Source organism: Micromonospora sp. NPDC005324, from assembly GCF_040607155.1.
GTDB classification, from domain to species: domain Bacteria; phylum Actinomycetota; class Actinomycetes; order Mycobacteriales; family Micromonosporaceae; genus Micromonospora; species Micromonospora trifolii.
Genome location: NZ_JBEXGE010000002.1, coordinates 182314 through 193356, shown reverse-complemented (window position 1 = coordinate 193356; position 11043 = coordinate 182314). Strand labels below are relative to the sequence as shown.

9 protein-coding genes are annotated in these 11043 nt (G+C 71.9%); 2 read left to right on the top strand and 7 right to left on the bottom strand.

Annotated elements, in window-relative coordinates; genetic code table 11:
• Positions 1 to 382: 382 nt before the first annotated feature.
• The 6 genes from purE to mca form a co-directional block, all read right to left on the bottom strand.
• Entirely contained in the window at positions 383 to 880 is a 498-nt protein-coding gene (gene purE, locus ABZS40_RS02915) for a 5-(carboxyamino)imidazole ribonucleotide mutase (RefSeq protein WP_354941267.1), read from the bottom strand.
• A 32-nt stretch (positions 881 to 912) separates the two neighbouring features.
• Positions 913 to 2088, bottom strand: a complete 1176-nt coding sequence (locus ABZS40_RS02910; protein WP_354941265.1) for a 5-(carboxyamino)imidazole ribonucleotide synthase — start codon at positions 2086 to 2088, stop codon at positions 913 to 915.
• Between the two features lie 122 nt (positions 2089 to 2210).
• Positions 2211 to 4247, bottom strand: a complete 2037-nt coding sequence (locus ABZS40_RS02905; RefSeq protein ID WP_354941263.1) for a thioredoxin domain-containing protein — start codon at positions 4245 to 4247, stop codon at positions 2211 to 2213.
• Between the two features lie 52 nt (positions 4248 to 4299).
• Positions 4300 to 6831 (bottom strand): bifunctional diguanylate cyclase/phosphodiesterase, encoded by a 2532-nt coding sequence (locus ABZS40_RS02900; protein WP_354941261.1) that lies wholly within the window; start codon positions 6829 to 6831, stop codon positions 4300 to 4302.
• Positions 6832 to 7010: 179 nt separating this feature from the next.
• Positions 7011 to 7304, bottom strand: a complete 294-nt coding sequence (locus ABZS40_RS02895) for a hypothetical protein (RefSeq protein WP_354941259.1) — start codon at positions 7302 to 7304, stop codon at positions 7011 to 7013.
• A 48-nt stretch (positions 7305 to 7352) separates the two neighbouring features.
• Positions 7353 to 8234, bottom strand: coding sequence for a mycothiol conjugate amidase Mca (mca, locus tag ABZS40_RS02890; RefSeq protein ID WP_203126352.1), 882 nt, complete (start codon positions 8232 to 8234; stop codon positions 7353 to 7355).
• Positions 8235 to 8436: 202 nt separating this feature from the next.
• Between mca and ABZS40_RS02885 the strand changes: the two genes are divergently transcribed.
• Both ABZS40_RS02885 and greA read left to right on the top strand, forming a co-directional pair.
• On the top strand, positions 8437 to 8877 hold the full coding sequence (locus tag ABZS40_RS02885; RefSeq protein ID WP_354941592.1) for a DUF4307 domain-containing protein: 441 nt from the start codon (positions 8437 to 8439) through the stop codon (positions 8875 to 8877).
• Positions 8878 to 9033: 156 nt separating this feature from the next.
• Positions 9034 to 9531, top strand: coding sequence for a transcription elongation factor GreA (gene greA / locus ABZS40_RS02880; protein ID WP_145787265.1), 498 nt, complete (start codon positions 9034 to 9036; stop codon positions 9529 to 9531).
• A 115-nt stretch (positions 9532 to 9646) separates the two neighbouring features.
• On the opposite strand, the gene ilvA is transcribed toward greA, so the two are convergent.
• Complete coding sequence (ilvA, locus tag ABZS40_RS02875) at positions 9647 to 10867, bottom strand: threonine ammonia-lyase (protein ID WP_354941256.1); 1221 nt, start codon at positions 10865 to 10867, stop codon at positions 9647 to 9649.
• Positions 10868 to 11043: the final 176 nt, after the last annotated feature.

Here is an 11043-nt window from a genome sequence, read left to right as displayed (position 1 = left end):
TGGGCGTGTGCGTTGATCATGGGCGTGTGCGTTGACCGTGGGCGTGTGCGTCGACCGTGGGCGTGTGCGTCGATCATGGAGTTGTGGTGGGGGACAAAAACCCCGAGTGCCCTCATCTCGGGCACCACAAGTCCATGATCGACGCGTTCGGGTCGGGGCTCGCAGGGGCGAGCCGGGTGTGCGGGCCAACCTTGCGCGATCTTGCACTTTCTGTTGCGACATAAGGCGTGAAAGCCACAAAGCAACAACAGAAGGTGCAAGATCGCCGGGGTGAGGGTGGGAGCGCCGAGGCTGAGGGCTTGCGGGGTGGGGCGGGGCGGGGCTTGCGGGGTGGGACGGGGCTCGCGGGGTGGGACGGGGCTCGCGGGGGTGAGGGCTGGGGCTAGCGCTGGGGCAGGGTTGCCTGGAGGGCGGCTTCCTTTGTTGCTACCAGCTTTTCCAGGTCCTGCTGGTAGGTCGTCATCTTGGCGCGCAGGCCCTCGTCGGCGGCACCGAGGATCCGCACGGCGAGCAGGCCGGCGTTGCGGGCGTTGCCGATCGACACTGTGGCGACCGGGATCCCGGCCGGCATCTGCACGATGGACAGCAGCGAATCCATGCCGTCGAGGTGCTTCAGCGGCACCGGCACACCGATCACCGGCAGCGGCGTCACCGAGGCCACCATGCCGGGCAGCGCGGCGGCACCCCCCGCCCCCGCGATGATCACCTTGAGGCCCCGGTCGGCGGCGTCGCGCCCGTACTCGATCATCGCGACCGGAGTCCGGTGCGCCGAGATCACCCGGACCTCGTACGCCACGCCGAAGTCGTCCAACACCTCGGCCGCACCCCGCATTGTCGGCCAGTCCGAGTCGCTGCCCATGATCAAGCCAACCGTGCTCACTGCGGCCCTCTCCTCGCTGCCGAAACCGTCACTCACTCGTGGCCCTCGCGCAGCCAACGCGCGGCCCTCGCGGCCCGGGCCCGCAGGTCGTCCAGGTCGTCACCGAGCACCGTGACGTGCCCGATCTTGCGGCCGGGTCGCACCTGCTTGCCGTACAGGTGCACCTTGGCACCCGGCTCGGCGGCGAAGAGGTGGTGCAACCGCTCGTCGATCGACATCCCGCCCGGCTCACCGCCGAGCACGTTCGCCGACACCACCACCGGGGCGGTCAGCGCGGTGTCACCCATCGGGTAGTCCAGCACGGCCCGCAGGTGCTGCTCGAACTGCGAGGTCCGGGCACCCTCGATGGTCCAGTGCCCGGAGTTGTGCGGACGCATCGCCAGCTCGTTGACCACGATCGCGGGCCGGCCGGCGGTGTCGCGCACCTCGAACAGCTCAACGGCCAGCAGGCCGATCACACCGAGCGCGGTGGCCAGGTCGATGGCGAGCTGCTGAGCGGAGACCGCCAGCTCCTCGTCCAGGCCGGGCGCCGGGGCCAGCACCTCCACGTTGATGCCGTCGCGCTGCACCGTCTCGACCACCGGGTACGCGGCCACCTGACCGAACGGCGAACGGGCCACCTGTACGGCCAACTCCCGCCGCAGTGGCACCCGCTCCTCGACGATCAGCCGGGTGCCGCCAGCGAGCAGCGTGGTCGCCAACTCGGTGGCCTGTACGGCGTCGTCGACCATCCAGACGCCCCGACCGTCGTACCCACCCCGGGCCGCCTTGAGCACCACCGGCCAGCCGACCTGCTCGCCGAAGCCGACGAGGTCGGCGGGCTCCCCGACCGGCCGCCAGGCCGGGTTGGGCGCACCCAGCTCGGCCAGGCGCTCCCGCATGACCTGCTTGTCCTGGGCGTGCAGAAGCGCGTCCGCCGGCGGGTAGAGGGACACCCCTTCCGCCGCCAGCGTGCAGATGTGCTCGGAGGGCACGTGCTCGTGGTCGAAGGTGACCACGTCGCAGCCCCTGGCGAAGGTGCGCAGGGCGGCCAGGTCGGTGTGGTCGCCGTACTGGACGTCGGCGGCGACCAGCGCCGCGCCGTCGTCGGGGGCGGTCGCGAGCACACGCAGTGACTGGCCGAGGGCGATCGCGGCCTGGTGGGTCATCCGGGCCAACTGGCCGCCACCCACCATGCCGACAACTGGCAGACCGGTACGGGAATCCATAGCGCGGCCAGCCTATCCGGGCCGGCGGCGGGCCCACCGGGAGGGCTGGCGACCCGCCTTTCGAAGCGCTGGCGGGACCACCCGACGGGCGGCGCGGGCGACTACCGGGCGTGGCCGTGCGTTCAGCCCAGCTCGGCTACCAGGTCCTCGACCGAGGTGACCGGCCGCTGGCAGACGAAACCCCGGCAGACGTACGCGGCGGACCGCCCCTCGACCAACGGACGGTCGGCGAGCAGCGGCACACCCGGCTGGTCCGGACGCCCGGCGACGACCACAGCTCCGGGCGGGGCGTGCCGGCGGGCGGCGGCCACCAGGGGATCGCCGGCCGGGTCGTCGGTGACAACGGCGATCTCGTACGGCCCGGAGAGCAACGCCTCGCCGACCATGGCCGCGTACCCGGTGAAGCGGGGGTGCTTCCCGACGATCGGCGCGACGGTGCCGAGGGCCGCTTCGGCGGCCTCCCGGTAGCGCGTCTCCCCGGTCAGCGCCGAGTACGCCACCAGCCCGGCGATCATTGCCGACCGGCCGGACGGGGTGGCGTTGTCGGTCGGGTCGGCCGGCCGGGCGACGAGCCGCTCCGCGTCGTCGGCGGTGTCGTAGAAGGCGCCGCCGGGCGCGGCGAAGTGCGCCAGCGCGGTGTCCAGCAGCTCGCCGGCCACTGTGAGCCAGCGGCCCTCCCCGGTGAGCTGGTGCAGCGCGCAGAAGGCCTCGGCCACGCAGCCGTAGTCCTCCAGGACACCAGCCGGCTCGCCGACCTTGCCGTCCCGGGAGACCCGGCGCAGCCGGCCGTCCACCAGGTGCACGGTGGCCAGGTGCTCGGCGGCCTGGCGCATCGCACCGTCGGCGACGATGGTGACGCCGTCCATCAGGTTGGCATCCACGTCCTGCGGGGACGCGTAGACGGCGGCGACCTGCTGGAACTCGGCGATGGCGGTGATCGCCAGGCCGTTCCAGGCGGCCACCACCTTGTCGTCGAGGGCCGGCTGTGGGCGGGTGTCCCGGGCGGCGAGCAGCCGCCCGACCACCTGCTGCCAGCGGGCGCGTACCTCGGGCGCGGCATCGTCCACGTCCCGGGCGAGCTTGAGCACGCTCGCGCCCTTTTCGAAGGTGCCCTCGTCGGTGACGGTGAACAGGTCGGCGGCGAACCGGCCGTCCTCCTCGCCCAACGCCTCGACGAGTTGGGCGGGCGTCCAGGCGTAGGTGAGCCCCTCGACGCCCTCGGTGTCGGCGTCCAGTGCGGACGCGAACCCCTGCCCCGGCCGGTGCAGCTCGTCGGCGAGGAACCGGGCGGTGTCCCGAGCCACCCGGCGGGCCAACGGGTCACCGGTGAGTCGCCACAGCTGGGTGTAGACCCGCAGCAGCAGCGCGTTGTCGTAGAGCATCTTCTCGAAGTGCGGCACCGTCCAGTGCGCATCCACCGAGTAGCGGGCGAAGCCGCCCGCGAGCTGGTCGTAGATGCCGCCCCGCGCCATGGCCTCGGCGGTGTGCCGGGTGATCTCCAGGCTGCCCGGTTCGCCGGTGCGCTGATGGTGGCGCAGCAGGAAGAGCAGGTTCATGTGCGGCGGAAACTTCGGGGCGCCACCGAACCCGCCGTTCGTGGCGTCGTACTCGCTGGCCAGCCTGGCGGCCGCCGCGTCGAGCAGCGGGGCGTCCAGCGGCGCGGTGGGGCCGCCCACGGCCTGCGCGCCGCCGATCGCCTCGACCACGGCGGCGCCCTGGCCCAGCACCGCCTCGCGCTGCTCCCGCCAGGCGGTGGCGACCGACTGGAGCAGCTGGACGAAGTTGGGTCGCGGGAAGTAGGTGCCGCAGAAGAACGGGGTGCCGTCCGGTGTGGCGAAGACGGTCATCGGCCAACCGCCCTGGCCGGTCATCGCCTGGGTGGCGGTCATGTAGACCGCGTCCACGTCCGGGCGCTCCTCACGATCCACCTTGATCGACACGAAGTTGTCGTTCATCAGGGCGCCGACCTGCGCGTTCTCGAACGACTCGTGCGCCATGACGTGGCACCAGTGGCAGGCCGCGTAGCCCACCGAGATGAGCACCGGAACGTCCCGCCGCTTCGCCTCGGCGAACGCATCGTCCGACCACTGCCACCAGTCGACCGGGTTGTCGGCGTGCTGGAGCAGGTACGGACTGGTGGCATCGGCGAGTCGGTTCACCTGACGACCATAGCCAGCCCCGGCGCGGACCGCGCGGGCTCCACCCGGACGGTCAGGACGCGCCGTCGGCGCGGAGCCGGAACACGTTCGACTCCGCCGAGTCGCGCAGCGATCCCAGCACCGCGCCGATCTTGTCCGCCGGCATCGGCTTGAAGAAGTGGTATCCCTGCGCGGAGGTGCAACCCAACTCGGCCAGTGCCATCCGCTGCTCGGCGGTCTCCACCCCTTCGGCGACCACCCGCAGCCCCAACTCGTGAGCGAGGCCGACGGTCGTCCGGACGATCGCGGCGGCCTCCGGCGAGTCGGCCATCCGGATGACGAAGGAGCGGTCCACCTTCAACTCGTCCACGGCGATCCGGGTGAGGAAGGTCAGCGACGAGAAGCCGGTGCCGAAGTCGTCGACGGCGAGTTGCACGCCCATCGACCGGAGCGTCGCCAGCACCTCGTCGATGACCTCCAGCTCGCTCATCACCACCGTCTCGGTGATCTCCAGAACGAGCCGGTGCGGCGGCACCTGGTGGCGGCGCAACGCGTCGGCGATCTCCGCCGGCAACCGGGGGTCGAGCAGGCTGCGTGCCGAGAGGTTGACCGAGATCGGGACGTCCAGCCCCTCCCGGGCCCAACTGGCGGCCACACTGAGCGCCTTGTTCAGCACGTAGCGGGTGAAGGTGCCGAGCTGCTCGCTGTTCTCCACCGGCCGGATGAAGTCGGCCGGGTTCAGCCACCCACGCCGGGGGTGCTGCCAACGGATCAGCGCCTCCACCCCGGTGGGAGCGCCCGTGGCCAGGTCGACAGCCGGCTGCAACGCCAGCACCAGCTGATCGTCGACCTTCAACGCCTCACGCAGCTCGGCGAGCAGGGCGAGCTGGTCGGTGCTGGCCGCGTCGCGCGCGCCGTCGTACGCGGCGACGTTGCCGCCGCCCTCCTTGGCCTGGTACATCGCGATGTCGGCCCGACGCAGCAGCTCGGTCAGGTCCGCGGTGCCCGCGGCGGCCACCACCACCCCGACCGAGACCTCGATGGACATCCGTACGCCGGCCACCTCGGTCGGCGCAGCCAGCCGCTCGGCGATCTCGCGGGCCTGACGCAACGCGTGGGCCATCGGGGCGGCCCGGTCGCCGAGCACCGGCACCGCCGTGAGCAGCAGGGCGAACTCGTCGCCGCCGAGCCGGCCGAGCAGGTCGCCGGCGCGGACCAGCGCGTTGAGGCGGTTCGCGGTCAGCCGCAGCAGCTGGTCACCCGCCGCGTGGCCGAGGGTGTCGTTGACTTCCTTGAACTGGTTGATGTCCAACAGCAGCAGCGCCACCGGGTGGTCGTGGCTGAGCTGTCGCAGCGACTGGTCGCCCTTGCTCAGCATCGCCGCCCGGTTGGCGAGCCCGGTGAGCGGGTCGTGCACCGCCTCGTACGACGAACGGGCGGTCACCAGCCGCAGCTCGTGGTGTGTCGCGGCGTCGTGCAGCGCGGCGGCGAGCGCGTCGCCGAACGCGGCCACCGCGTCGTGTTCCCGGGCCGTGGGCGGGGCCGAGCGGGGGAACCGCACCCGCAGCCGACCGACCGGCGCGGCGCCGACCGACAGCGCCCGGCTCAGCTCGTGCTCGTCCGGCTCCGACTGGTCCGGTGGGCCGGTCTCCCGGTCGACCAGCTGACCGCTGGCGTCGCCCCGGTAGCGGTGCCACCGGCCGTCGGCCCGGGCCACGTCGACGTCCACCAGCTCGGCGTTGAACAGCGTCAGCGCCCCGGTGACGGCGGCGCTGGCCACGCCCCGCTCGTCGAGCTGGTTGAGGGCCGCGGTGGCCTCGGCGAAGGCCCGCCAGGTGCGGCGCTCCTGATCGGAGCGCAGCCGGTAACGGTAGGTCTGCTGCAACAGCCACAGCAGCGGCGGCAGCAACAGCAACCAGCGCGGGTCGAGCTCCAGCAGAGCGACCACCACGAGGCCGACCGCCACGTTGCCGACGAACATCAGCAGCTTGCCGCGCAGCGCGGCGAGCAGCGGCGGCCCGATCGGCAGCCCGTGCCGCAGGCCCAGCGTCACGCCGCCCAGCCAGGCGGTCACCAGGAGGTACGTCACCGACCCGGCGATCACGGCGAGCGCCAGCGTCGGGGTGGGTGGCGAGAGCAGCGGCCGCCCGAGCGCGGTGGTCACGGAGACGGCCAGCGCCGACGCGGCGGCCAGCGACGCGGCGATCCGGACGATCTCCAGGGCCGGACGACGGTCGTTGTGCAGTGACAGCAGTGTCCAGGCCAGCCCGGTGCCGAGCAGCGTGGCGGACGGGAGCCAGCCGGCCGGGGTCAGGTAGAGGCAGACGATCAGGGCCGCCTCGCCCCAGGTGATGCTGACCATGCCCGCGGCCGAGCGGAATCGCAGCCGGGCGAGCTGGGCGAGGGCCAGGACGGCGACGGCGATGCCGAAGCGGGCCGGACCGCCGAGAGGGTCGTCGGCCGGCAGCCGGACCGGGAGGGTCAACCCGACCGCGGCGGCGGCCAGGGCGGTCAGCGTGACGGCGGCGGTGAGCACGAGCAGCCGGCCCGGTGTGCCACGCACCCCGAGCCGATCGAACGGGTCGTCGGCCGGATCGGAGGTCATCGACCTCCCCCGTCAGCCGACCGACCGACGTCGCGGTGGGCGGCCGGTGCTGTGCTGGTCATCGGCGCCCCCTCCCGCACACGGCTCGGGGACTTTTGGTCCCCCCGGCGGAAGGCTAAGCCAAACCGGGTGGCCGCAACAGGGGGCGACCACCCGGTTCGGCGTGATTCACGCGCGGACTACCCGTTCAGGTGCTGCTGGTGCCCATTGGGAGCGGGCGTGGATGAATCACGCCCCCCGGTCCCGTCTGTCGGATCGACGACTGCCGCATCGGCCCTGGTCGAGTCGGTGGACCCGGACTGCTGGGGGAAACGGTCCGGCAGGCGGCGCAGCCGAGCGTTCATGTTGCGGATCAGCAGGATGGTCGCGGTGGCCAGCAGCAGGATGAGGAAGAGGCCCATCGGCCCGGCCAGACCACCCGTGCGGGTGTCCCCGAAGTTGTTCTCCGCGAGCACCTGGGCAGCGGTCAGCATGGCGTTCCTCCGATGTGCGGTTGGTAACCAGGGTAGCCCCGACGGGAATCAGCGCGCGTGCGCCGTCTCCCGCACCCCCGCGAAGAGATCGGACTCGGGCAGCGGGCTGTCGACCATCGAGCGGGCCAGCTCGTAATCCTCGGTCGGCCAGGCGCGTCGCTGGAGCTCCATCGGCACGTGGAACCAGAAGCCGTCCGGGTCGACCTGGGTGGCGTGGGCGCGCAGCGCGTCGTCGCGGACCGGGAAGTATTCGGCGCACTCGACCCGGGTGGTGATCCGAGGGCCCTTGTCGGGCCGATCCTCCCACCTCTTGAGCCACTCCTCGTAGGGCGACTCGAGACCCGCGGCCAGCATGCCCTCGTGCAAGGCCATGATCTTGCCCTTGGAGAAGCCGATGTCGTAGTAGAGCTTCAGCGGCTGCCAGGGCGCGCCGAGCTCCGGGTAGCGCTCCGGGTCGCCAGCGGCCTCGAACGCGGCCACGCTCACCTTGTGACACATGATGTGGTCCGGGTGCGGGTAGCCACCCTCCTCGTCGTACGTGGTCACGACGTGCGGACGGAACTCGCGCATCAGCCGCACCAGCGGGCCCGCGGCGACCTCGACGTCCTGGAGGGCGAAGCAGCCCTCGGGCAGCGGCGGCAACGGATCGCCCTCGGGCAGGCCCGAGTCGACGAAGCCCAGCCAGGCCTGGTCGACGCCGAGGATCGCCCGCGCGGCGTCCATCTCGGCACGCCGGATCTCGCCGATGTTGGCCCACACGTCGGGCCGGTCGAGCTTGGGGTTGAGCACGCTCCCGCGCTCGCCGCCGGTGCACGTCACGACCAGGACGTCCACCCCCTGAGCGACATACTTCGCCGTCGTCGCCGCGCCCTTGCTCGACTCGTCGTCCGGGTGCGCGTGCACGGCCATGAGACGCAGTTGCTCTGCCAACTTCGGCGCTCCTCGTCTGTGCCGGACGGTTGACCCGACCGGGCTCGACCGGCTGACCTGCCGGGATCTTTCCTCACCGCACCCTGTCGCCGGCCAGCAGCGCCGGGCATGACCTGCCATTCCTGCCGCTGGACCGGGTGGGAGGATGGGCTCTGTCATTCTTGCCGATGCCGCCGACAACAACGCCAGGAGATACCCGCCGGTGACCGAGACGCACGCCACAATTTCACCAGGCGCGCCGGTATTCCCGGCCGGGCGCTACGGCCGCCGTCGGGCACCGGGCGGAAAGCGCCGCCGTACGCTACTTGCCGCGCTGGCGCTGTTGGCGCTGTTGGCGACGCTGACGGTGATCTCGGTCCGGCTCTACCGCCAGTACGGCGACCCGGTCTACGACGCCCAAGTGATCACCTACACCGACATCACGGACAAGCAGGTGCTTGTCGACTTTCGGGTGACCGTCCCACCGGGTGGATCAGCGGTCTGTGTGCTGCGCGCCCGGGACCGCGCCGGTGCCGAGGTGGGCCGCGAACAGGTCACCGTGACCGCCGATCCCGGGGATCGGCACGTGACGACCCAGCACCGCCTGACCACCACCGCGCGGCCGTTCATCGGTGAGGTTCTGCGCTGCCGACCACCGTCCTGAGCTGCGCGAACAGCACCAGAAGCGGGGCTGACGGGGCGCCTACCCCCGGTGTCGGATCCGGACACCGGCGGTGATGGCCGACACGCTGTGTCGTACCGCACTGGTAACTTGGTAATTCACCTGTCAGCCAGCCACGCACAACTGAGGAGAACGCCTGTGTCCACTGGCAACGAGGCGCCCGCCACCTGGCTGTCGCAGGACGCGCACGACCGCCTCCAGGCCGAGCTCGACGAGCACATCGCCAACCGCCCGGCGATCGCAGCCGAGATCAACGCTCGGCGCGAGGAGGGCGACCTGAAGGAGAACGGCGGCTACCACGCCGCCCGCGAGGAGCAGGGCAAGGCCGAGGGTCGCATCCGCTACCTGCAGGAGCTGCTGCGCACCGCGAAGGTCGGCACGGCGCCCACGGCGGACGCGGTGTCGCCCGGCATGGTCGTGACGATCTACTTCGACGACGACACCAACGACACCGAGACCTTCCTGCTCGGTTCCCGGGAGATCGCGGCCACCACCGACCTGACCGTCTACAGCCCCGAGTCCGCGCTCGGCAAGGCGATCCTGGGCGGCCGGGCCGGGCAGACCTGCACCTACACGGCGCCCAGCGGCGCCGACATCAAGGTGACAGTGGTCAGCTTCGAACCGTTCTCCGGCTGACCGTCGCCGACCGCGCTACCCGTCGCCGACCGCGCTACCCGCTGCCGGCCGGGCTGACCGTCGCCGGCACCCGCTGTCTCAGCACCCCGCATCCGAGGCGTGACACCCACCGGTGTCACGCCTCGGCCGCGAAGACCACCTGGTAGCCGCTGGCCCGCAGGGCGCTGATCAGCGTGTCCGAGTGCTCGACGCCCCGGGTCTCCACCGACAGCGCCACCTCCACCTCGCCGAGGCTGAGGTGCGGGTTGGCCCGCTGGTGCTCCACGTCAACCACGTTTGCCCGGTGCTCGGCGATCTGGCTGAGCAACGACGCGAGCTGCCCCGGCCGATCCGAGCAGCGAACGGTCACCCGCAGGTAGCGACCTGCCGCGGCCAACCCGTGCTCGATCACCCGCAGCATCAGCAACGGGTCGATGTTGCCGCCGGAGAGCACCGCGACCACCGGGGTCTGCACCTCGACCACGCCGGCCAGCAGCGCGGCCACACCGACAGCCCCGGCCGGCTCGACCACCTGCTTGCCCCGCTCCAGCAGCATCAGCAGGGCCCGGGAGATGTCCTCCTCGGAGACCGTGACGATCTCGTCGACCAGCTTGCGCACGTGGTTGAAGGTGATCTCCCCCGGCCGGCCGACCGCGATGCCGTCGGCGATGGTGGAGAAGATGGGCAGCCGTACCGGTTCCCCGGCCACCAGTGAGGGCGGGAAGGCCGCCGCCCCGGCCGCCTGGACGCCGATGATCCGGACGTCCGGCCGCAACGCCTTCACGGCCACCGCCATGCCCGAGATCAGACCGCCGCCACCCACCCCGGTGATGATCGTCTTCACGTCCGGGCACTGTTCGAGGATCTCCAGCGCCACAGTGCCCTGCCCGGCGATCACATCGGGGTGGTCGAACGGGTGGATCAGCACCGCGCCGGTGCGCTCGGCGTACGTGTGCGCGGCGACCAGCGACTCGTCCACTGTGTTGCCGGCCAACTCGACCTGCGCGCCGTACCCCTTCGTGGCGGCCACCTTCGGCAGCGGCGCGTTGACCGGCATGAAGACGGTGGCGTGCGTGCCCACCAGGCCGGCGGCGAGAGCCACGCCCTGCGCGTGGTTGCCCGCGCTCGCCGCGACAACGCCGCGCTCCCGCTCGGCCGCCGACAACCGGGAGATCCGCACGTACGCGCCCCGCACCTTGTACGAGCCGGCGCGCTGCACGTTCTCGCACTTGAGCCACGTCGGCCCGCCCAGTGCCGCGCTGAGCGGCCGGGAGGGCTCCAACGGGGTGGTGCGGATGACGCCAGCGAGCAACTCCCGTGCGGCCCGCACGTCGTCGAGACCGACCAGTTCCGTCATGCCCCGATCGTGCCACCCGCACTCCCCGACCAACCCGCGGGCCAGGCCGACCGAACCGGCGGCCGTTCAGGGCGCCGGCCCACCAGGGCGCCGGCCGACCGGACCGGGTTGATCCACTCGGTATCCCGGAAAGCGCGGTATCCGGGCCGCTTGGACCCCCCGACTTCAATGATCCC